The following is a 23556-nucleotide window of genomic DNA, read 5'->3' as shown; positions in this document are numbered from 1 at the left end:
GAATACCGCCGGGTTCGGAGATTCGTCGAAGTTCCGGGTTATTTTTACGTCCCCGCGTCGCGGCCCGCAACTTGCTATTACCCGATCGACCCACCCGCTCGTTCGGCCCACCGCGGAGTTTTCGTTGGTTCGCCTACTTCGTCTGATGACCGTTGCCCCCGGTCACTTCCACGCCGCCCTCGTGCAAAAGCGCGCCCTGTACGGGATCGACCCACGCACGCACGTATACGCCCCGCTCGACGACGATACCCTCGCGCACCTCGCGCGGATCACCGCGTTCAACAACCGGCGCGACCACCCGACCTCCTGGGAGGTGGACCTCCGGGCCGGGGCCGATTACCTCGAACGGTTCGCCCGAGAACAACCCGGTAACGCGGTCGTTCTCAGCGGGCGCAACCGGCCGAAGATCGACCTGATGCGACTTGCTGTATCGAACTGCCTGCCCGTTATCGCGGACAAACCGTGGATTATTGAACACTCCGACTTCCCGAAACTGGACGCACTGTTCAAGGAAGCCGAATTGCGCGAAGTGTTCATGTGGGACATGCTCACGGAGCGGTTCGAGATCACGAACTGGCTCGTGCGCGAGTTCGCACGCGACGCGGACCTGTTCGGGTCGTGGCAGATCGGCACCCCGGACGAACCGGCCCTGTGGCTGCGGAGCGTTCACTTCTTAAAGAAACTGGTCAACGGTCGCCCGCTCGTGCGGCCCTGGTGGTGGTTCGACCCGACCGTATCGGGCGAAGCGATGGCGGACGTGGGGACGCACCTCGCGGACCTCTCCATGTGGATCACCGCGCCGGACCAAGCGATCGACTACGCGACCCAAATTCAAATGCTCGCGGCCGACCGCGCGCCGCTGCCACTCACGCGGGACCAGTTCGGCGCGGTCACGAATCTGGGAGCGTTCCCAGAAGAGTTGCGACCCTACGTTCGGGGCGGGAACCTGCACTACGCGGGTAACAACACCGCAACGTACACTCTGCGCGGTGTTCACGTGAAACTGGACACCGCGTGGGAGTTTGAATCGCCCGCGGGCGGCGACACGCACGCTTGTCTGGCACGCGGAACAAAAGCGACGATCACGATCCGCCAACAACCAGGCGGGCGGCCGGAAATATTCGTGACAGCCACCGACCCGGCCCGCCACGCAGAGATGCTAGACCGGCTCCGCGGACGGTGTAGCGTGCTCCAGCGCGACTTCGCGGGGATGTCGGTTTCCGACCTCGGCACCGAAGCGCACGTCATCATTCCGGACGCCTGGCGCGCGAGCCACGAAGACCACTTCGCCGCAGTGATGGACGAATTCGTGCGGTACTTCCACGCTCCGCGGGCTATTCCGCCGTGGGAGCGCCCGAACGCGCTCGCACGCTACTACATCACTACGAAAGCCGTCGAGTTGGCGCGACAAGCCTCGTGAACCGTTACTGGGCGCTACCGGTCGGCCACTGATCGCGCGGCTCCCACGCCAAAAGTTTGCTTGTGGAAGTCAGGTCGTACTGACGAACTCGCACGTGCCGGCTGGTCGCGTAGACCACCGCATACGGTGGGAGCTTCGCGACCTCGACCGTTGCCGTGAAGAACCGGCCCGCGTCGCCGGGGCTGAGGTACACGTCCGGTCCCAACTCGCTCTGGCGGAACTCTTCTTCCTGCCCAGGGCGCGGGCACCAGCCGAGCCGCACCGCGAGCACCTCGATCCCGTGCTCCTTCGAGTACACCTGCCCCAGTGCTTCGAGAAACACCTTGGTGCAGGCGTAAAGGTACCGCGGGCGCGGCGGGGAATCCGGCGTGACCGGGACGTTTTTGGCGACGAGATGACCGTCGATCACCTGCCCCGTGCTCGCGAGAATCACCCGCGGGATCTTTAGCTTTCGGGCAGCTTCCATCACCTGATACGGCCCGACAACGTTGTTTGGCACCAGGTCGGAAATGAAGTTGTCGCGGTCGTCCGGAGCGGCGCCGCGAGGGAATCGGGCATCGTCCGGCGTCGCGGCGAGGTGAATGATCGCGTCCGCCCCGGTCGCGGCCCGGTGCAGCGCGTCCACATCTAACAACCCGGCAACGAGCGACTGTTCGGATGGAAGCCCGGGAGTCGGGAGCACGTCGAACCCGACAACGTGGTGCCCACGAGCGACGAGTTCGGCCACGGCCGCGCGACCGAGCCGCCCGGCGGAACCGGTCACGAGGATTCGTTTGGATGTGTTCATGGAGATGTTGTACTCGCGCGCCGGCATGTTACCATCGGGGCACCTTCTCCCTACTCCTGAGTGAACCATGAACCGTCGCGCCTTCCTCGCCGCTTCCGCGGCGACCATCACAACCGGTTCGTTCGCCCAAGTACAAGCGAAAGACAAAGCCATGCTCCCAGTCGTCGATACGCACCAGCACCTGTGGAACCTCGACCAGTTCAAGCTCGCGTGGTTCAACGCGAATACGCCCGAAGGGAAGATTCTCGGCCACAACTTCACCCCCACCGAGTACACCAAGGCGACCGAGGGGCTGAACGTGGTGAAGGCCGTCTACATGGAAGTGGACGTGGTGCCCGAGCAGCAGCAGAAGGAAGCCGATTACCTCATCGAACTGTGTAAGAGCGGCAAAACCGTGACGTGCGCCGCGGTGCTGTCCGGGCGCCCGAACTCGGACGGATTCGCCCAGTACGCGAAGCAGTTCAAGGACAGTAAGTACGTGAAGGGCATCCGCCAGGTGCTGCACGTCAAAGACACCCCGGCGGGCTACTGCCTCGACGAGAAATTCGTGAAGGGCATCCAACTACTCGGCGACCTCGGGCTGAGCTTCGACCTGTGCGTGCGCCCGGCCGAGCTTCCGGACTACGTCAAACTCGTGGACAAGTGCCCGGGCACGCGGTTCATCCTCGACCACTGCGGCAACGCGAACCTGAAGCACACGCCGACCGAGCGCGACCAGTGGAAGAAGGACATGGCCGCGATCGCCGCGAAGAAGAACGTGGTCGGCAAGGTGAGTGGGTTCATCGCCACGGCCCCCGAGCGCGGGAAGGCGAAGATCGAAGACCTCGCCCCGGTCATCAACCACACGATGGACGTGTTCGGCCCGGACCGCGTGATGTTCGGCGGCGACTGGCCGGTGTGTCTGCTCGGCGTCGAGAAGTACGGCGACTGGTTGAACGCACTCAGGGCCGTGGTGAAGGACCGCCCCGAAGACCAGCAAAAGAAGCTGTTCCACGACAACGCGGTCAAGTTCTACGGGCTGTGATAGGCCACGAAACAGCAAAGGCAGAATGGCCACAAAAAGGCACAAAGGGCACAAAAAAGAGAGCAGAGATCAGAACTCAGAGATCAGGAATAAAACGCAGAAGACAGTAAGGCCGGGAGCATTGATTGAGCCCCGATCGGGGCTGGAAATCACTCTCGTATCTGATCCGCGTAATCTGCGTGATCCGCGGTTCTGCCTTCTTGAATGTTCTCTGACTTCTGATCCCTGCTTTCTTTTTTATGCCCTTTGTGCCTTCTTGTGGCCAATCTGCCTTTTGTCTGAATTTGTGTTATCTGTGTTCATCCGCGGCTGTTCCAAGCGATCTACCGCAGTTCTCCCTTGCGTCGGGGGTCGTTTTCGGGCATGAGTGGAATAAGGCCGCGTTTCTCGGCGGCCCTGGCGCTCGCGCCACGGAGGGTCCACCGTGATTACCGTAACGGCCGCGATCACCGCCCTACTGCTCGGCGGTACGACATACACCCTCGCCCCGGTTCCACCCGAACTGCGTCCCGACCCGACGGGCCGCGGGTACCTCGGCGTGACGCTCGGTGAGGGCGTCGTGATCGATCGCATCGAGCCAAACGCGCCCGCGGCCAAGTTCGGGCTCCGTCAGGCCGATGTGATTTTGCGCGTCGGCACCCTGCACCCGCGCGATTACAGCGAAGCCGTCACGCACATCTGCTCGTTCCGGCCGGGTGCGATCGTCGAGATCGAAGTGCAACGCGGGAGCGAGCGCAAGATCTTCAAAGTGAAACTCGGGCTGCGACCCGCGGAACTCGACTACACCGACCGGCGCCCGGGTGTGCCGGTGATCGAAGATTGACGCAACGAAGTTTGGAACTCCGAGCGGGCCGCGCAGAAAGTTCTGCGCGGCCCGCTTTCGTTTTGCACCGCGTGCGTTCGGCGATAGAATACTTGTGTAGCCCTCCACACAGCCTCTTCCGTCTGAATCATCACGCCTCCGAGGTCAACAGGCATGACGGCCCCGCTCCGCCGTGCTGCGTGCGTTGTCGCAACTCTGCTACTCGCCGCTCCGTGCGTCGCCAATGCTGCGCCCCCCGCCGCGCCGACTAGTACGCCCGCGGACGACGAGTTCTTTGAGAAGAAGATCCGCCCGCTGTTCGCGGACCACTGCATACGGTGCCACGGCACCCCACCTGCAAACGGCGGGAGCAAGTCGCTCGGCGGTGGGCTGAAGGTCACGTCGCGTGCGGATCTCCTGAAGGGCGGCGAAACCGGTCCCTCGATCGTTCCGGGCAAACCGGACAAGAGCTTGCTTATCAAGGCCGTCGAGTACACCGAAGAGGGCATGAAAATGCCCCCGAAGGGCAAGCTCTCGGATCAACAGATCGCCGACCTCACGAAGTGGGTGAAGTCCGGCGCCGCGTGGCCGAACGATACCGCGAGCGTGAATCCTGCGACACCAACCGGGCCGCTCTTTACCCCCGAACAGAAAGCATTCTGGGCGTTTCAACCGGTGCGCTTGCCGACGGTGCCAGAGATCCAGAACCCGAAGTCCGAAATCCGAAACGAAATCGACCGCTTCGTCCTCGCGAAGCTCCGTGACGCTCAGTTGTCGCCGACCGCCCCCGCAGACAAGCGAACGCTGATCCGGCGCGTGACGTTCGATCTCACCGGGCTGCCGCCTTCGCCGGAAGAAGTCGATGCGTTCCTGAAAGACGATTCGCCGAAGGCGTTCGAGAAGGTCGTGGACCGGTTGCTCGCGTCGCCGAATTACGGCGAGCGCTGGGCACGGCACTGGCTCGACGTGGCCCGCTACGCGGACTCCAACGGGCTGGACGAAAACACCGCTTTCGGCAACGCCTGGCGCTACCGCGATTACGTCATCAAGAGCTTCAACGCGGACAAGCCTTATGACCGGTTCTTGAAGGAACAGCTTGCTGGAGATCTGCTCCCGGCCGATTCGAGTGCCGCGCGGATGGAGCAACTGACCGCGACCGGGTTCCTCTCGCTCGGGCCGAAGGTGCTCGCGGAGCCGGACAAGCAAAAGATGCTGCTCGACATCGCCGACGAGCAACTCGACACAGTGGGTAAGGCGTTCATGGGCCTGACGCTCGGCTGTGCCCGGTGCCACGACCACAAGTTCGATCCGATCCCGACGCGCGACTACTACAGCCTCCTGGCCGTGTTCACCAGCACGCGAACGATGCAGAACCTGAACACCGTCGCCCGGACGTTCGAGCGATCCCCGGACGGACCCGAGAAGCCCGAAATCAAAGCAGACCGCCAGAAGCTCGAACAACTCCGTAAGGACGTTCGCAAGTTGGAATCGGAGTTCAGCAAGCTACCCGCTACAGAGAAAGAAAAGCGCGCGGAGATCGCGGCGAAAGCCGACGAGAAGCGCGCGGAAATCAAGAAACTCGAAGCGGCGCTCCCGCCCGCGAGCCCGATGGTACTCGCCGTCGAAGAAGGCAGTTCGGGCGCTTACGGCACGCAGGGGCGAAACCTCTACGTGCAGATCCGCGGGACGTACTCGACCCCGGGCGCTGAAGCCCCCGCAGTCTTCCCGCGCATCATCGCGGGCGAAGACCAAAAGGCTTTCATTGAGAGTAAATCGAACGCGGCGGACAAGCTCGAAGCGAACAAAATCCGGTACGGTGCGCTCCGCACGTCGAGTGGGCGAAAGGAACTCGCGAACTGGCTCGCCGATCCCGCGCACCCGCTCACGGCGCGCGTGATGGTCAACCGCATCTGGCAGCACCATTTCGGCGAGGGGCTGGTGCGCTCGCCGGACAACTTCGGCCGACTCGGGGACCGACCGACGCACCCCGAGTTGCTCGACTGGCTCGCGGTCCAGTTCGTGAAGAACGGCTGGTCGATGAAGAAGCTGCACAAGCTCATTCTGCTCTCGGCGACCTACCAAATGAGCGGCACCCACGACGCAAAAGCCGCTCTCGCGGACCCGGAGAACCGCCTCCTGTGGCGGTTCAACCGCCAGCGCCTCGAAGCCGAAGCCGTCCGCGACTCGATGCTCGTAGTGGCCGGCACACTCGATCACACAACCGGCGGTACGCTACTTACCAACGGCAACTTCGAGTACGTAACTAACGACCAGTCCAAAACAAGGACACGGTACGACAGTCTCCGCCGTAGCATCTACCTGCCGGTCATCCGCAACAACGTGTTCGATTTCTTCCAGGCCTTCGACTTCGTGGAACCGCACGTCGGGACCGGCAAACGTGCGTCGACGGTGATCGCGTCGCAAGCGCTGTACCTGATGAATAACCCGTTCGTCACGGAGCAAGCGAAAGCATTCGCTGACTCGCTCCTGAAGCCCGAGGGCAACGACGAGGACCGTGTGAAATCCGCGTACCTGCGAGCACTCGCGCGCCCCGCGACCGACGAGGATGTGAGTCGCGCCGTGAGCTTCATTCAGCGGTACGATGCCGCACTGAGCACGAAAGAAGCGGACGCCGCTACCCGCCGCACGAAGGCTTGGGCCGCGTGGTGCCAGGTGCTGTTCGCGAGTAGTGAATTCGTCTACGTGAACTGATCCGCCCGTTAAAGATCCAGGGGTTGAAACCCCCTGGCTATTCCCGGTGGCCCCGTTGGGGCCGCGAGGCAATAGGTGCCGAACTCTCTTTCTTGCTGACCCCTCATGGTCAGGGCTGTAAGGGTGGAATGACTATCGTTTGCGTTTCTGGAGTAAACGGTGGGTCGAAACGTGTCCTCCGTTCTGGTACGGCTTCTTTGTGGGTGGAGGGTTTTTCGGCCCGCGCTTGGCTTTGCGATATCGTTTCGGATCGACGCGCGCGGCGATTGCCCGCAACAACTCCGCGAACGACTCCAGGGGCATCGCACCCAAGGGCTCCCACAACGGACCCGGCAAGGCGATGTTCATCCCCACCCAGGTGGTCCGAATTTCTTCCGTCAGGTAGTAACTCGACAACTCCGACACCGCTTCCGCACCATGCGCGCTCCGCACCGCGCCCTTGAGCAATGCCACCGCATTCGAGGCCAACAAACCCAAACAGAACGCGAACAGCGCGGCCGGCGGATAGGCCAACGTGTCGGGCTCGCAGTTGAGCGTCATCGCCAACTCGTAGAACCGATTCTCGATCAACCAGCGCTTCAAATACAACGCGGCCACACGGCACCCGTCGGCTGCGTCCGAGGGCACGTTCGTCAGCACGTGGATCTCGGTGTCACCGTCGCGCGTGGGTTGATCCAGAACCACGGTCACTCGGCGCACGCGCAACGTTCGATCCAGGTGGCGGAATTCGACCTCTTGCTCGTACCCCTGACCCGTCTCGCAACGCCCCAGGGCACGACGCTCACCCCGCAACGCCCCTTCGAGGGCTCCATGTTGACGGATCACGAATCCGGCGTCGGCCTCGTGCAACGCGCTCAGGAATCCCAGGGTGCAGAAGTTCCGATCCGCGATCCACAGATCGTTGGCCCCAATGTGAGGCACCACTTGGGGGATCAATTCGCGCTCGTTGGCGTGCCCATCGGGTGTCAGAAAGACGTCGGTGACCAAATCCAGTTGGGGGTCGTAAATGGCCAGCACTTTGCCCGGCAGAGGGGCCGCCCAACTGTCACGATGAACCCGAAGTCGGCGCTGGGTGGCGCTCGAATAGTTGCCATCGAGAACCCGAGTGCGATATCCCGGAACCAAGGGTGCCCGGGTCGCCTGAAGGGTCCGAATGAGGGGAGCAACCTGGTCCGCGGAGTCCCGAACGAGTGCCGCGCAGATCCCCAGTTCCGTGGATCGTAGTTTGTCGTACACGGCCTGGCGACTGACGGGCATGTGCTCGGCCCGTTTGTGATATGCGGCCCCGAGAGAGGATTCGGTTCGGAGTGTGGTGGCCAACATGAGTTCGACCACCTGCGAGAAGAGCAACTCGTGTTGGTACTGTCGTTGTGCGGTGTCGCGGAACAGTTGATCCAGTCGTTCGGGTAAGAACAGGCGCTCCAAAATGGTCCGAGCCAAGACGCACACCGGGGACGCTTTGAGGAACGGTTCAAATGCTGCGGGCACCACGACCGAACCTCCATCCGAGAGCATTACAACCGACCGCGAGTGGCTAACTTACGACGATCCGAATACCCTTACAGCCCTGCCCCGAAGGGGTCACCGGGAATAGCCCGGGGTTTCAACCCCTGGGTTTTGAGTTTTGAGTGACACAAACATGCCGACGTTCTGTAACGCACTCGCACCCGCCGTTTCCCGGCGCGACATGCTGAAGCTGTCGGCGAACAGTTTCGGGCTGCTCGCGCTGGCCGACATGCTCCACGCGCGCGAAACGAAGTCCGCCTCCGCGCTCGCACCACGGCCCACGCACTTCGCGCCGAAGGCCAAGCGCATAATCTTCCTGTTCATGCACGGCGGGCCGTCCCAGGTCGATACGTTCGACCCCAAGCCGATGCTGAAAAAGCACAACGGCAAGCCCTACCCGGGTCAGAAGCCGCGCGTGCAGTTCGCCGCGACCGGGAACCTGCTTCAGTCGCCGTGGGAGTTCCGGCCCGGAGGCGATAGCGGCATTCAGGTGAGCGACCTGTTCCCCGAAGTCCGCAAGCGCGCAGACGACCTCTGCGTGATCCGTTCGATCCACGCAGACAACTCCGCGCACGGCGGGGCGCTCCTTCAACTGCACACCGGGAGCGACACGTTCGTCCGGCCGAGCGTCGGGAGCTGGGTCACTTACGGCCTGGGAAGCGAAAACCAGAATCTGCCCGGGTTCATCACGCTTTGCCCCACTCTGGGACACGGTGGGTTGCAGAACTGGTCGAGCGCGTTCCTGCCGGCCGCGTATCAGGGCACACCAATCGGGCACTCGGGGATTCCGGCCAAACAAGCGACCGTGAAGGACATCGCACCGGCGGCTTCGCCCGAACTCCAGCGGATGCAGCTCGATCTCTTAAAAGAGATAAACGCCACCCACCTCACCAAGAGCGGACCGGACGCCGCGCTCGAAGCCCGCATCGGGTCGTTCGAGCTGGCGTTCCGGATGCAGGCGGAAGCACCCACGGTCACGGACCTCTCGAAAGAAACCGTGAAAACGCTGGAGAGCTATGGCATCGGTGACGGTAAACCGACGGACAACTTCGGGCGCCAGTGCCTCACCGCTCGGCGCCTGGCCGAAGCCGGCGTGCGGTTCATTCAATGCACCCACAGCTACAAGTGGGACCAACACGAAAACCTAAAGAAAGACCACACGAAGAACGCACTGGAAGTAGACAAGCCCATCGCGGCGCTCCTGGCCGATCTGAAGCAGCGCGACCTCCTGAAAGACACGCTCGTGTGGTGGGGCGGCGAGTTCGGGCGCACGCCCGCCGCACAGGGCGGTGACGGCCGTGACCACAACCCGCACGCCTTCAGCATGTGGCTCGCCGGCGGTGGAATAAACGGCGGGATGGTTCACGGCGCGACCGACGATTTCGGCTACTACGCAGTGGACAAGAAAGTACACATGCACGATCTGCACGCGACCATACTGCACCTACTCGGGCTCGACCACGAAAAGCTTACGTTCCGGCACGCCGGACGCGACTTCCGCCTCACGGATGTGAAGGGAACCGTGGTGAAAGAACTGTTCGAGTGACGTGCAACTTACCAGTAAATATGTAACCCGATCCGTACTTTATCCAAGAGCATCCCTTTCAATGCATCACGTCTGTTCATCGTTGAGTAGTCGTGATGTGGCGACGTGTTTGGCGTCGGGGAACCGGGTGCGGGGTGGGCGCGGTTTCTTCGGTCCCCGCGTGGCTTTCCGATATCGCCCCAGGTTCGCGCCTCGAGCCAACCCCACCAGCCATTCGGCCATCCGGCCGACCGACCATACGCCGATCTCGACCCACGCTTCGGCCGGGACCGCGATCCACAACCCCGGGCACGCGCCCGATACCTCCAACGCCAAGTGGTAATCCGAGACCCCGTCCGCGCGCCCCGCGCCGTGGGCCGCCCGCAACGCTCCTTTCACACCCGCGTACACGTTCCCCGCGGCCAACGCCACGCAGAACCCGAACAATGCGGCCGGCGGATAACCGAGCGCGTTCACCTCGCACCGGAGCACCGTTGTCAACCGCAGGAACAGCCCCTCGACCGACCAACGCCCCCGGTACAGCTCGACCACTCGTGCCCCGGTCGCCGCCCGGGCCGGCAGGTTCGTCAGCACCTCGATGACCTCGTCCCCATCACGGGTCGGGTGGTCCAACGTGAGCCGCACCCGGCGCACCGCCAACTCGGCCCCGCTCGGCTCGGTCAGCCAAATCGTCTGCTCGGCGAGCGCTCCGGTGTCGGTCCGACCCACCTCGACCCAGTCCGATTCCCGGTCCCAACTCAGGGTCGCGGCGTGCCGCCGGATCACGAACGAGCCGTTCCGTCGGGCGATCCCGAACAGGAACCCGGTGGTGCAAAAGTTCCGATCCGCGACCCACACGTCGTTCTCATCCACCGTCGCCAGGATCGGGTCGAGCAGGGACCGCTCCTGGGCGTGGGCGTCCTCACACGGGATCACGTCGATGGCCAACCCGAGAGCCGGGTCAAGGACCACCAGGGCCTGCCCCGGCAACGGCCCGGCGATCACGTCCCGCAACGGCTTGAGGCGCCGCTGGGTCTTGCTCAGGTGATTCCCATCGAGCACCTTTACTCGATACCCGGGAAGCGGTTCCACTTCCGCTCCGCCCATCGCCCGGATGACCGGCCCCAACCGCTCGGCCGTGTGTTGCACCCGTTCCCGTCCGGCGGCGGTCGGAACCCGGGCCAGGCGGGCGTACACGGCCGAAACGGACACCGGCAGGTGGTCGTCCGCTTGGTACGCGGCGTGGGCCGAGGGCTTCACCCGGCACACGACCGTGGCCATCAGATCGACGCATGTGGAGAACAGGAGCTCGCGGTCGTCCCGATCCCCGGCGATGCGCACGAACAGGTCATCCAGGTGCCCGGGATCGAGCGCGTACTCAAACGCACCCCGGATCGCAACCGCCATCGGGCTGTGGGCGATGAATCGCTCAAGGACCGCATCCAGCAACATCCGTGCTCCTCATCATGCCCACGCAACATCTACCCCCGTAGGCTATTACGGATCACACGCCTGTGTTGAAAGGGATGTTTATCCAAGAGCTACTCAACACTCCGTGGTTACGGCACTGCGGTGAGCCGATTACTTTGGACATCGAATATGATTCTGCCCAGTTGTCTTCATGGGCGGAAGTAGCCGGAGCATACACAGAGGACTGGGAGACTTTAAAGCACGACCAATTCAACGAGATAATATTTAAATTATCATCAGCGAATCAAAGAGAAGCCAGACACTGGAGCGACCTGCTTCGCAAAAAAAAACAACTCGTTGATGAACACCTATCCGAACCGATATCGGCCCGAATCCTCGGCGCTGGGCTAAATCATTTGTTTATCGACACCATAAAGTTCGACGTGTACATGGCTGGGATGGAACTCACCTTCGCCAAATCAGGGTGCAATCTGCATCGTTTTTACCGGTCAATTTTTGCTGTCTACAGTATCGGCCACTGGCCATGTGGATGGGACGGCGGCAAATATCCAGACGGCTTCCTCGTGTTATTTTGATGCCAATCTTCGCGACACCACAATAAATAGGTTGGCTAATTAAAATCACAGCCGGTACGCAAATTCAATCACTGAATAGCGTGAGATCCAGGAAATGTTTCATTCACGTCCCAAACCGCGACCGGGGTGCCCGGCGCCACAGTGATGAGTTCCTTGCCCGTGGGGTGGAACGCGATCGACCTTACGCCACGCCCGCCGGTTTCGATGAGCTGCGTTTGCTGAGCCGTTTCGGTGTTCCACAACCACACGTGACCGTCCGGGGTACCCGCAGCGAGGCGCTTGCCGTTGGGCGAGAACGCCAAGCACGTTAGCGCCCGCTCGAAACCGGTGATCGAGCGGAGCAGTTCGCGATTGCGCACGTCCCAAAGTTGAATGATGCCGTTAAAACCGACCGCGAGTAACCACCCATCGTCCGAGTAAGCCAGGGCCGTTATCGGCTTCTTCGGCGTCGCAAGTGCGGCGAATCGCTCACCGGTCGTGGCATCGAGCAACGCGACCTTGTTGTTCGCGCTGCGGCCCGGCTCGATCAACCCGACCGCGAGCACACGTGCGTCGGGGCTGGCAGCGATCCCCCCAACGTTCTCGTCGAAATCGCGCGCGAACCGCTCGTCCCCCGTTGCGCCGTCGAACACACGAAGCCGCTTGCTCGGCCGTGGTTCCACCAGTGCGAGCCAGGACGCATCGGGCGCCGCGGTCCACAACCGAGCCTCGTTCGGGCGCACGTTGATTGCGGCATGTTCCCCGCCGTCGGGAAGCGTGCGGACCAGTACCCGGTCGTCTTTTTCGCCGCGGAACGCCACTAGCAGGCGCTTGTTCCGCGTGAACGCGGCCGCGCCTTCAAGCTTCTTCGCGTAGAAACTGAGTTCGACAGGTCCGGTTTCGGTCCAGCGCGTGAACATCCGCCCGTTCGCGGCCCAGATCTCGGAGCCGTCGGGCGAGAATATCACATCGCGGTGCCCGGGAACCGCGAATGTCTTCTTCGGCGAACGGTCCACGTTCCACGATTTCTCGATGTGAACTTTGTCGAAGCCCGCGTTCACGAGCGCCGACCCGACCCCGACCGGCACGGGCTTCGGAGCCGCTGCACGAACCAGCTCCACCTTCCCCTTCTTAATGTCCACCCGAGCGGAATCGGGACCGGCCGAAGAAACAACAAACAGCCCGCTCCGCGTGGACACTTCCGCCACTGGTGTACCAACAACCATCGGGCGATTGGCTTGGGGGGTGATTGCAGCCGTTAGCTGGCCGGCCGCGAGGAACAGTTGCGGCTTGGTCGCGTTTTCTGGTGTGCCGTCCCGGAACCGCACGACAGAATCCGGTTCGATCTCGAATCGTGACTGATCGGAGATCAAATCCACGACCGCATGGCTATCGTCTCCCACGGTACGAAGAGTGAACCCTGCGGGAAGGTCCGCCCCCTCCTCGGCAAGAATCGCGTCGCCCGCGGGATCGAGCACCTCAACGATACCCTCCTTCCGCGACAGTTTCGCAAAGGCTCGTGTTTCAAGAGCCGGTTCATCCGGTTTGGGCTGAACAATTTCAGCGGGCTTACTGACCACCCACACTGCAAACGCAACAACCGCCGCACACGTAGCCAGTGCCACCACGCCGGCCCACAATCGTCGACGCACATGCGGTTCCGTGCTTGCCACGACCACAGGTTCGACTCGTGCCGCCCAAGTAGGCGGAGCCAAGTCCGCGATCTCGGCCATCACTGCATCAGTCGTGCGTTCCGTTTGCGCGTCACGCACCATCGCGAGTGTCACGTCGGACAGATCAAAGCCGGTGCGCAACCCGCGGAGTTCCGCTTCGAGTTCGAGCAGCGCGAGGTGCTCCGCTTCCGCTTCGGGATCGGTCGCAATGAGCGCGTCGAGTTCCGCGTCCTCGGCATCGGTAAGGGCGTGATCGAGCAGGCGCAGGGTGAGTTCGGCGATGCGAGTCATGCGTCGTTGAGCTTGTTCTGGATACAGTCACGCAGCCGGAACCGGATGCGAGAAATCATTCGCTGAACGGCCTCGGGCGTCTGCCCCTGTTTCTCGGCAATAGCCTCGAAGGTCAGCCCCTTTTCGTACCGCAAGTTCACGAGTACAGCATCCCGTGGCGGGAGCAGTTCCCGGCACCCACGAAGCGCCTCGACGAAGCTCTCGGAATCGTCGCTCGTCGAACCGGCTTCGGCCCGGAGGCGCTCCGCGAGCCGTTCGCGGTACACGGCCAATCGCCGGTCCTCGCGCCCCGCGCTCCGCAGCTCTTTCCGCAAGCGGTTCCGCGCGACCGTGCGCACCCACGCGCCGAAGTCCGTACCGGGCGCGTATTGATCCAGGTGAAAGTAAGCGTCCACGAACACTTGTTGCACGAGATTTTCGGTCGCGTCGCGGTCCCGGAGCACGGCCGCGGCGATGCGCCACACGCTCTCCTGATACAGGCGCACCAGCCCCGCGAACGCCGAGGTGTCACCGGCGAGCACTTCCGCCACAATCCGGTCGGCTTCGGGAGTCGCCGGTCCGGTCTGTTCCGAGTCGCGTTCCACAATCAGTAAAAGGAATCCCGCAGCCGGGTGCGATCAGACGCGCCAATTTGCGCACCTCCTGTGATTCTGCGAATCGTAGTTTGTCGCGAACAACCAGCCTGTTGCCTAATTCGCACGAATGCGGTCGGTATTGAGCCGCGAAAGTCGTTTACTCCACACAATTCGCCGTAAATACCGTCTATAACGGCATTTCCTGCATATCACTCGGAACGCACGGTCGCGATTGACCCGATCACGCACTTCTCCTATAACCCCGCGTCGCCCCTACCCCCGAATCGGCGGGTTATCGTTCATATGGCCCCGCTCCTCCAAAATCCCGATCCCACCCACCAGCCGATCGAGGCGTGGGACCACCCGATGTCTCCCGCGCGCACCTGCACGGTGACGCTCGTCGTGCCGACGCTCAACGAGATCGACGGCATGAAGGCGATCATGCCGCAAATCCGCCCCGAATGGGTGGACCAGATCATCATTCTGGACGGCGGGTCCACCGACGGTACGGTCGAGTGGGCGCGGGGGAGCGGGTACGAGGTTCACGTCCAGAGTGAACCCGGCATCCGCCAGGCGTACATGGAAGTGCTCCCGAAGGTGCGCGGGGACGTGGTGGTCACCTTCAGCCCGGACGGGAACAGCATCCCCGACCTGCTCGTCGACCTCGTCGCCAAGATCGACGAGGGGTACGACATGGTGATCGTGTCGCGGTACAAGCCCCCGGCGAAGAGCACGGACGACGACTGGGTGACCGCGTTCGGGAACTGGCTGTTCACGCGCACGGTGAACCTGCTCCACGGGGGCCGGTACACCGATGCGATGGTGATCTACCGAGCGTACCGAACTCGTCTCGTCCGCGAACTGGAACTCGATCAGGATCGGTGGTACCAAACACCCGAGCGCCTGTTCGGGTGCCGGATCAGTTGGGAACCGTTGCTATCCGTGCGCGCGGCCCGTCGGCGCCTTAAAGTCGCCGAGATCGCCGGGGACGAACCCCCGCGCATCGGTGGCGAGCGCAAGCTCCGCGTGCTGCGGTGGGGTGCGTCGTACTACTTCCAGTTCCTCCGGGATTTCTTCCTCTGGCGCTGAGCGCCGAAATCACCACTGAGGCGCGTCACGGATGCTTCGCCGACTCGCGGAATGGAGCCGAACCCCGATCGGTCGTCGGACCGTTACAGATCTCCTCGTCCTAGCCGGCGTGTTCGGGTTCGTGATGACGGCCCACGCACCGTCGCTGAAACACCCGCCCCGGGCGGACCAGTGGTGCTACCTCGTCGACACGATGAACGATTACTCGTTCTTCGACGCCCTACGCCACTCGTACTCTTACAACCGCACGCGGCAAATGATGCCGGGCGACACCGACCTGTTCCGGCCCATCCTATTCGCACTACTCGCCGCGGAAAAAACTGCATTTGAGGGCAATCTCGCACTCACGCAAGGGTTCGGCATCGCCCTTCACTGCGCCACCTGCGTACTGTTCCTCGTACTACTGCGTCAGGTCGCGAATATCGTTCGCCCGGCGAACGAGGGGTCAGCCACACCTGACAGTGGACGCGACTACCTCATCTACGCCACGCTCGCGTTCTTCGCGCTCAACCCGTGCGGTCAGGAACTCGTTATCTGGAGTCACCTGCACGGTTATCTGCTGTTCCTACTGTTTCTCCTCGGCTCCGTGAGTTGCTTGCTCCGGTACGCGAGCAGCGTGCAGAATGGCACCCCCGCACGCGGGTACCTCTGGGGGGCATGGGTGTTGACGCTTCTCTCGGCGTTCACTTACGAGTTGGGCCAACTCTACGCCGTCCTTGCCGGCGCGTTTACGGCGGCTGTACTGCTCCCGCAAATCGGAAAGAAGCGCGCGGCACTCGTGGTCGCGGCGTTCGCTTCAATCATGGTCGTTTACCAAACGACCAACCGAATCGACCTGCGTGCCCACCGCGGGAACTACGTCGCCGACAATCTGGGGCCAGCCATCGTGGACCAAGCGCTCACGCGCGCGACGCTCGAACACTCCGTGCGCTACGGAAGTTACACCGCGGTCCAGCCGTTCTTCCCCTCACTGGTTCAGACGACGTACAGCGGACAGCGCCTCCAGATCGCAGAAAGCCTGGAGTGGAAGGTCCGGCTGCGGTTCCTGTCACCGGCAGTGGCCGCATCGATCGCCGTGCTCGGAGCAGCCGTACTCTTGGGATGTGTGGGGCTGTGGCAACTCGTTGGCACACGGGCACGGCTACCGTTGTTCACGTTACTGCTGCCGATCGCACTGTACGCCGCTTACGGCGCGATGACCGTGCTCGGCCGAATGAACATGCGCCCCACACCGTACATCCTCAGTTCGAACTCGTACTACGCCTATACTGCACTGCTGTTCGGGCTGCTGGCGGTATCGGCCGCGTGGTTCGCGGTCGGTTCGTGGGGCGGTCGCGTCCGCACCGGGTTAGTGATCGGACTCCTCGCTCTCAGCACCCTGGGGGCCGAGCACATTCGCGACGCGAACATCACTGTAACGCAGCAGGAACAAGAACTAAGCCGCGCGTTGCGAGCCGTCCAAACGTTCGTGGACGCGCACAGGCGCGAACCGGGCTTCAGCTTCGAGATCGACTATACGGCGTCCGATCCCGTACTGAAGGTCCACAACCGCCGCACCACGCAGATCGTGTTTAACGAGTGGATGTCCGCGCCCCAACCGCGGTATCGGGTCGTGCTCAGAGACGGGAAAGTCCAAACCCAACACGCGGCTGTTGCGTCCGCGCCTGTCCCATAATTTTCCAGGCGCGACAGCACTGAGACGCCCGTAGACTTTCGCGAACCCGATCGGCACAATCGGGCTATTCTCCTGCCGCGAAAGCGAGCCCGTGATGTCGCTCCCCTCTTACGCGCACGGCGCGTCCTCGGTTCCGCTCCTCGGTGAAACGATCGGCACAAACTTGCGCCGAACCGTTGAACAGTTCGGCGCGCGCGACGCGCTCGTGGTGCGGCACCAGAACTTCCGCGCGACCTACCGTGAGTTGTGGGAGCTAGTCGAGCGCGCGGCCCGCGGACTGATCGCTCGCGGGGTGGAAGCTGGGGACCGCGTGGGGATCTGGGCGCCGAACCGCTTCGAGTGGGTCGTGCTGCAATACGCGACCGCGCGCATCGGCGCGATCCTCGTGAACATCAATCCCGCGTACAAGGCCATCGAACTGGAGTACGCGCTGAACAAGAGCGGCGTCGCCCTGCTCTGTTTGGCTCGCGGGTTCCGACAAACGGATTACCTTGCCATTTTGAGTGAGGTCCAGGACCGCTGCCCCGTGCTCCGCGCCGCACTCGTCATCGACAACGACTGGAACGCTCTCCTTGCAGATGCCGACTGTGTCAGTGAGGAGCAATTCGCGGAGATCGAAAGCAAACTCCAGTTCGATGACCCGGTCAACATCCAGTACACGTCCGGGACGACGGGTTTCCCCAAAGGCGCGACGCTGTCGCACCACAACATCCTGAACAACGCCTTCTTCACCGCGGAGGGCCTCGGTTACACCGAGCGCGACCGCGTCTGTATCCCAGTGCCGTTCTATCACTGCTTTGGAATGGTGCTCGGGAACCTCGCGTGTACCACGCACGGCGCGTGCATCGTCGTTCCCGCGGAGTCGTTCGACCCGCTCGCCGTACTGGAAACGGTCCAACAAGAGCGCTGCACATCGCTCTATGGCGTGCCGACCATGTTCATCGCGGAACTCAATCACCCGCGGTTCGGCGAATTCGACCTGTCTTCGCTCCGAACGGGCATCACCGCTGGCGCGCCGTGTCCGATCGAGGTGATGAAGCAGATACAGACGCGAATGCACATGCGCGAAATCACCAACGTGTGTGGCATGACAGAAACGTCCCCCGCCTCCACGCAGACTGGGCGAGACGACCCGCTCGAAAAGCGCGTCGCAACCGTCGGGCGCCCGTTCCCTCACGCCGAGATCAAAATTATCGATCCCGTGACGGGGGCCGTCGTTCCGCGGGGCGTACCGGGCGAGCAATGCACGCGCGGGTACATGGTGATGCTGGGCTACTGGGAAGACCCAGACGCGACCGACCGTGCCATCGATTCCACCGGGTGGATGCACACGGGCGACCTCGCGGTCATGGACGACGAGGGGTACGTGAGCATCGTCGGTCGGCTGAAGGACGTCATCATTCGCGGCGGCGAGAACGTGTACCCGCGCGAGGTGGAAGAATTCCTTCACACGATTCCCGGAGTCGCCGAAGCCCAGGTGATCGGCATCCCGTGCCCGAAGTACGGCGAAGAAGTTATGGCCTGGGTGCGCCTCCAGATCGGCGTGATCCTGACCGGTGACGACCTCTTCGCCGCGTGTCACGGGCGCATCGCGACGTACAAGATCCCGCGCCACTGGAAGTTCGTAGACACGTTCCCGATGACCGTTACGGGTAAGGTGCAGAAGTATCGCATGCGCGAACTCGCGACCGCAGAACTACGTGAAGTGCAGTAACGAGTTTTGACAGGATTAACAAGATCCCGAACGTCTCACCCCGTCAAGCTGTTCGAGGGCTCTTGCTCTCACCGGCCGATTTATATCGACCGTTCGCCAGATCAGATGCATCGATTTTGGATTTTATTGATCCTGTTGATCCTGTCAAAACTCTTCATTCGATTTCGCTCTCACCAACCGTCCTCGATCACCCACGATTTCAGCAACGAAGCGCGCTTGCCTTTCACACGTACACACCCGACAATCCACCAATTCCTACCCCACTCGCTCGTCCCACTGCTCAGAGTCAGCACATGACGCCAATCGTCTTTTCCGCCCTCGTCGCACTCGCGACTGCGGCCCCACCGCCGACCGAGAAGATCGACCACTGGGTGCCCGCGACCGCGCACGCGATCCCGAAAGAAACGGCCCCCGAAGGCGAGGGCTATTTCTCCATCATTGAGGGGCGCAATGGGAAGCTTTACATCGGCACGCACGCGAACGGCGTGAACTCCTGGCTCGTCGAGTTCGACCCGAAAACGAAGCAAATGAAGGTGGTCGTCGATTGTCACAAAGTGATCGGAAAAGACCTGAAGGGGTTCGGTTCACAGGCCAAGATCCACACGCGGAACAACGTCGGTGCGAGCGGGAAAATCTACTTCGGTACTAAGCAGGGCTACCCCGATAAGTCCGAAAAGCGCGAGGACTATCCCGGCGGGTACCCGATGGTCTACGACCCGAAGACCGGCGAAACGAAGGTGTATGACATCCCGGTGAAGTACCACGGGATCAACAGCATCACCCCGGACGAGAGCCGCGGGGTCGCGTACATTTCGACGTGCTCGGACGGGCGCCCCGGCCCGGGTGAGAGCTCAGTCTTCCTGATTCTCGATCTGAAAACCGGCAAGTATCGCGAGCTGATCGACACGAAGCACATCTACGGCTTCATCGTGCTGGATCACCTGGGCCGCGCCTACCACCCACTGTTGGGCGGTGAAATCGCGCGCTACGATCCAAAGACCGACAAACTCGACACGCTGAAGCAAACCATCGACGGGAAAGAACCGAAGATCGACCCCAATCTCGTGGAACAACCGCGAGGTCACCCAATTAACTGGGACACGTCGCCAGACGGCAAAACGCTCTACTGCGTGCCGATGAGCAGCAATCACTTGTACGCCTACGACCTGACCGCCGTGGGCGACGCACTCCCGGGGCGTGATCTCGGCGCGTTGGTGCAAGGTGCGAAGGGGACGGATTGCCGGGCGATGTGTGTCGGGCCAAAGGGCAACGTGTGGGTTTCCGTCACGCGATCAAGTGCGTGGGGCATCAACTTGCATCACGTGGTGAGTTACACACCGGGCGATAAAGCCCCCAAAGATCACGGATCGGTTGCAATCAAGAACCCCGATTACACCGCGTTCGTGGGGAAAGACGGAAAACCGCTCCCGTACCACGCTGGTACGTTCAAGACGCCCGAAGGGGTTACGACTTCGCGCCACGTCACACTCGGCGTGTGCCAAACGAAGGCGGGTAGCGTGTATGTGCTCATGCTTGGTCCGTACACGGTTCTGGAAATTGCCCCCGATGCCGTATCGACAGCAAATAAGTCAGAAAGCAAAGACGAACTGTTCGTCGCGAAACCGCTCACGGAGAAGAACAGCTTCACTCCGGGAATCGAAGGCCCCGCATGCGACGCGGCAGGGAATCTCTTCGTCGTGAACCTGAAGAAGAACGGCGACATCGCGCGCGTCACGCCCGACGGCAAAACGGAAGTGTTCGTGGAGTTGCCGAACAAGAGCGTCGGCAACGGCATCGTGTTCGACAAGAACGGGTCCATGTTCGTGGCAGATTACACTGAGCACAACATCCTCAAGATCGACCCGAAGACGAAGAAGATCGAAGTGTTTGCCCACGAACCGACCATGAACCAACCGAACGACCTTGCCATCGCACCGGACGGTACCCTGTACGCGAGCGATCCCAATTGGGGCAAGAGCACGGGCCAGCTCTGGAAGATCAGTACGGACGGAAAGGTCACGAAAGTGGCGAGCGACATGGGTACTACGAACGGCATCGAGGTCAGCCCGGACGGAAAGTGGCTCTACGTCAACGAGAGCGCACAGAGAAACGTGTGGGCGTTCCCGATCAAAGCGGACAGGAACCTCGGTGAGAAGAAACTCCTGAAGAAATTCGACGATCACGGCTTCGACGGCATGCGCTGCGATACCGCCGGCAACCTGTACATCACGCGGTACGGCGCGGGTACGGTGGTGAAACTCTCGCCCGAGGGCAAGATCCTGAAGGAAATCGACGTACTGGGCAAGAAGCCGAGCAACATCTGCTTCGGCGGTCCCGACGGGCGCACCGCCTACGTGACGGAAGTGGAATTTAACCGTGTCGTGCAGTTCCGCGTCGATACTCCGGGGCTCGCGTGGGAGCGGGCACAGAAACTCGAACCGGGCACTATCGAACTCTTCAACGGCAAAGACTTGACCGGGTGGGGGTACAAGTCGGGCGACAAGTTCGAGTCGTTCGACGGCAAAACGGAAGCGTCCGACAAGCGATACACCGCGAAAGATGGGGTACTAATCGTGAACCCCGGAAAGGGGCTTCAACAGCTCTGGACCAGTGCGAAGTTTCCCAAAGACTTCGAGCTGCGCCTGGAGTTCCGCGCTGCGGTAAACGCGGACAGCGGGCTGTTCGTTCGCGGACCGCAATTACAGGTCCGGGACTACTTCGTCGCCGGACCGTACAAGGACTTGAAGAAGTACAAGCCGCAAGACTGGAACGAAATCGTGGTGATTGTGAAAGGAGAGGTCGCGTACTGCACGTGTAACGGTGAAGTATTGGAAGCCAAATTCAAGCTCCCCGCGACCGGTCCCATCGGTCTGGAAGCGGACCGCGGTCAGATGGAGTACCGTAAGATCCGGCTGAAAGAACTCAAGTAAAGCACCACAACCTACCCACGCTGCCAAGCGAGGCGCGCGGGTAGAAATCACGGAACGTGCCTCAAAGATTGCACAACGCCCGAAAGTTGCTGTAGTATTTCGATGAGGTGGAATATGACACAAACTGCAAGTGCGATTCTCGAAACGCTCCTCCAACTTCCGACGGCGGATCGCGGTGAGTTAGCAGCGCGCCTTTTGGAAAGCCTTGATGCCGGAAACGATGAGGGAGCGGAATCGGAGTGGGCCGAGGAAATACAAACGCGCGTTGAGGACGTGCGAAGTGGGAAAGTAAAAACTATCCCGTGGAGCACGGCTCGCGAGCAGATCCTGGACGACACTGATGGCGGAAGTTGAGTTCCACCCGCGCGCAATCGAAGAAGCTCGGCACGCCCGCCGAAGGTACGCGCGAGTCAGTCAGCGATTGGCCGCACGGTTCATGAGCGAACTCGACGCTGGCGTAGCCGCTATCAGCGCTTCGCCAACACAATTCTCACCGTACCAACACGGAACCCGCTACTACCGCTTACCGAATTTCCCGTACTTGCTGGTGTACTTCGAGAGCGTTTCCGATGCTGTTCTCTTGCTCGCGGTAATGCACACCAACCGGCGCCCCGGGTACTGGCGCAGACGACTACCGTAGCCCGTACCGCGTCACCGCCGCGTCCAGAATCATGCCGATGAGTTCCGGGTACGTTAGCCCCATGCGGTACGCGAGGTAACACAAGTCGCTGGATTCGGGGTTCAGCCCCGGGAGCGGGTTCACCTCCAAAAAGTACGGCACTCCGGCGCGCACGCGGAAGTCCAATCGAGCGACGTCGCGGCACCCCAAGCCGGCGTAAACGGCCATCGCGTCCGCTTCGATCGCGCGGGTCACATCGGGCGGGAGTTTCGCGGGCGCTACGTAATCGACCGCGTCGTGCCAGTTCCGCTTCACTTCCAAACTGTAAACGAAGTCCGCGTTCGCCGTCTTCGGGATCACGTGCATGATGCCGATCGATTGCGGCGGGTCGCTCCCGACGAGGCCGATCGTCACCTCGTCACCGGCAATGAACTCCTCGACCAGCACCGGTTGCTGGTAGTCCTTCCACAAGCTCACCACAGTCGGGCCGAACTCCGCGGCCGTCTTGATGAGGCACCGGTTGCGGATGCCCTTGCTCGATCCCTCGCAGGTCGGTTTCGCGATCACGGGAAGTGACAGCCCGGCTTCTTCGAGGATCGGCGGGAACTCTGCAAAATCGCCGTCGTATTCGCCCGGAACCGGTGCGAGCGTGATCCCCTTCGGCACCGTTACGCCCAACGACTCCGCGACGCGGCGCGTCATGTCCTTGTCGAGCGCGACCGCCAATGCGAGCGGGTCGGAACCCGTGTACGGGATGCCGAGCATCTCGCACACAGCGGGGACACGAGACTCGCGCGAGCGGCTCACACCCGCCCCTTCCGCGAAGTTGAACACCAGATCGGGCGGGTTCTTGAGAACGGCTTCGAGAAAGGGGCGCCCGTCGCCGAGTTCCACAACCGTGTGACCGAGCGCACGGAACACGTCACCAATGGCCTTCACGGTAACGGGAGAATCGAACTCTTCATGGAGATCGTCCGGTGCCCCGGTCGGGAGCGGGCCGTCCGGTTTCAGGGTGCACGCGATTCCGATTCGCATGACAAGCACTCCGCATCAGTGTGGCCCGCTCGCTCGCGGAGCGACGGAGCGCAATGTGTGACAATCGATCAAGTAGCCCGACGTGTCTGGACTTCGTCTACTTGGATCGTGCCTTCAATTTGTTGTACGTGGTCCAGGCGCAAGATCCGTTCGCCGTGACCAAGATTGCCCGATTTCACGGACTCGTGAAGAGG

At 62.0% G+C, this 23556-nt stretch carries 18 protein-coding genes; 12 read left to right on the top strand and 6 right to left on the bottom strand.

The genetic code is table 11. The features are described from left to right. Nucleotides 1-124 precede the first annotated feature (124 nt). Nucleotides 125-1420: a putative oxidoreductase C-terminal domain-containing protein gene (locus tag VT84_RS17770; RefSeq protein ID WP_162271751.1), complete on the top strand. Its 1296-nt coding sequence runs from the start codon at nt 125-127 to the stop codon at nt 1418-1420. A 4-nt stretch (nt 1421-1424) separates the two neighbouring features. On the opposite strand, the gene VT84_RS17765 is transcribed toward VT84_RS17770, so the two are convergent. After that, nucleotides 1425-2207, bottom strand: a complete 783-nt coding sequence (locus VT84_RS17765; RefSeq protein WP_162271750.1) for an NAD-dependent epimerase/dehydratase family protein — start codon at nt 2205-2207, stop codon at nt 1425-1427. A gap of 67 nt (nt 2208-2274) precedes the next feature. On the opposite strand from VT84_RS17765, the gene VT84_RS17760 reads away from it, so the two are divergent. From VT84_RS17760 to VT84_RS17750, 3 genes are all read left to right on the top strand, one after another. Next, nucleotides 2275-3231, top strand: coding sequence for an amidohydrolase family protein (locus VT84_RS17760; RefSeq protein WP_082840456.1), 957 nt, complete (start codon nt 2275-2277; stop codon nt 3229-3231). Nucleotides 3232-3655: 424 nt separating this feature from the next. Further along, the gene (locus tag VT84_RS17755; RefSeq protein ID WP_052554066.1) at nt 3656-4054 is read left to right on the top strand and encodes a PDZ domain-containing protein; all 399 of its coding nucleotides are present in this window, start codon (nt 3656-3658) and stop codon (nt 4052-4054) included. 153 nt (nt 4055-4207) lie between these two features. After that, nucleotides 4208-6745: a PSD1 and planctomycete cytochrome C domain-containing protein gene (locus VT84_RS17750; RefSeq protein ID WP_082840455.1), complete on the top strand. Its 2538-nt coding sequence runs from the start codon at nt 4208-4210 to the stop codon at nt 6743-6745. Nucleotides 6746-6877: 132 nt separating this feature from the next. Here the strand turns inward: VT84_RS17750 and VT84_RS17745 are convergent, their stop codons facing one another. Then, nucleotides 6878-8236: a transposase gene (locus VT84_RS17745; RefSeq protein WP_162271749.1), complete on the bottom strand. Its 1359-nt coding sequence runs from the start codon at nt 8234-8236 to the stop codon at nt 6878-6880. Between the two features lie 148 nt (nt 8237-8384). On the opposite strand from VT84_RS17745, the gene VT84_RS17740 reads away from it, so the two are divergent. After that, entirely contained in the window at nt 8385-9797 is a 1413-nt protein-coding gene (locus VT84_RS17740; RefSeq protein WP_052554060.1) for a DUF1501 domain-containing protein, read from the top strand. Between the two features lie 66 nt (nt 9798-9863). On the opposite strand, the gene VT84_RS17735 is transcribed toward VT84_RS17740, so the two are convergent. After that, entirely contained in the window at nt 9864-11228 is a 1365-nt protein-coding gene (locus tag VT84_RS17735; protein WP_082839639.1) for a transposase, read from the bottom strand. Nucleotides 11229-11362: 134 nt separating this feature from the next. Here VT84_RS17735 and VT84_RS17730 point away from each other — a divergent pair, with 134 nt between their 5' ends. Continuing rightward, nucleotides 11363-11782 (top strand): hypothetical protein, encoded by a 420-nt coding sequence (locus tag VT84_RS17730; protein ID WP_157469588.1) that lies wholly within the window; start codon nt 11363-11365, stop codon nt 11780-11782. A gap of 68 nt (nt 11783-11850) precedes the next feature. On the opposite strand, the gene VT84_RS17725 is transcribed toward VT84_RS17730, so the two are convergent. Together VT84_RS17725 and VT84_RS17720 are read right to left on the bottom strand one after the other, a co-directional pair. Next, the gene (locus VT84_RS17725) at nt 11851-13725 is read right to left on the bottom strand and encodes a FecR domain-containing protein (RefSeq protein WP_082840452.1); all 1875 of its coding nucleotides are present in this window, start codon (nt 13723-13725) and stop codon (nt 11851-11853) included. Beyond that, nucleotides 13722-14309 (bottom strand): sigma-70 family RNA polymerase sigma factor, encoded by a 588-nt coding sequence (locus VT84_RS17720; RefSeq protein WP_162271748.1) that lies wholly within the window; start codon nt 14307-14309, stop codon nt 13722-13724. Before VT84_RS17720 ends, VT84_RS17725 begins: the two co-directional genes overlap by 4 nt. A gap of 294 nt (nt 14310-14603) precedes the next feature. Here VT84_RS17720 and VT84_RS17715 point away from each other — a divergent pair, with 294 nt between their 5' ends. The 6 genes from VT84_RS17715 (at nt 14604) to VT84_RS42305 (ending at nt 22348) form a co-directional block, all read left to right on the top strand. Next, complete coding sequence (locus VT84_RS17715) at nt 14604-15389, top strand: glycosyltransferase family 2 protein (protein WP_082840450.1); 786 nt, start codon at nt 14604-14606, stop codon at nt 15387-15389. Nucleotides 15390-15420: 31 nt separating this feature from the next. Beyond that, on the top strand, nt 15421-17064 hold the full coding sequence (locus VT84_RS17710; RefSeq protein WP_082840449.1) for a hypothetical protein: 1644 nt from the start codon (nt 15421-15423) through the stop codon (nt 17062-17064). A 94-nt stretch (nt 17065-17158) separates the two neighbouring features. Further along, a complete protein-coding gene (locus VT84_RS17705; RefSeq protein WP_082840448.1) occupies nt 17159-18778 on the top strand; it encodes an AMP-binding protein in 1620 nt (539 codons plus the stop codon). A gap of 293 nt (nt 18779-19071) precedes the next feature. Then, entirely contained in the window at nt 19072-21708 is a 2637-nt protein-coding gene (locus tag VT84_RS40910) for an SMP-30/gluconolactonase/LRE family protein (protein WP_239465881.1), read from the top strand. 102 nt (nt 21709-21810) lie between these two features. Continuing rightward, complete coding sequence (locus tag VT84_RS42310) at nt 21811-22062, top strand: addiction module protein (RefSeq protein ID WP_052554053.1); 252 nt, start codon at nt 21811-21813, stop codon at nt 22060-22062. Continuing rightward, nucleotides 22049-22348, top strand: a complete 300-nt coding sequence (locus VT84_RS42305) for a type II toxin-antitoxin system RelE/ParE family toxin (protein WP_052554051.1) — start codon at nt 22049-22051, stop codon at nt 22346-22348. The genes VT84_RS42310 and VT84_RS42305 overlap by 14 nt, the downstream gene beginning before the upstream one ends. Here VT84_RS42305 and VT84_RS17685 read toward each other — a convergent pair. Next, complete coding sequence (locus tag VT84_RS17685; protein ID WP_082840447.1) at nt 22340-23362, bottom strand: D-alanine--D-alanine ligase; 1023 nt, start codon at nt 23360-23362, stop codon at nt 22340-22342. The genes VT84_RS42305 and VT84_RS17685 overlap by 9 nt on opposite strands. Between the last annotated feature and the right edge of the window lie 194 nt (nt 23363-23556).

Origin of the sequence: Gemmata sp. SH-PL17 (assembly GCF_001610855.1) — a bacterium.
GTDB classification, from domain to species: Bacteria; Planctomycetota; Planctomycetia; order Gemmatales; family Gemmataceae; genus Gemmata; species Gemmata massiliana.
This window is presented reverse-complemented; position numbering and strand designations above follow the sequence as displayed.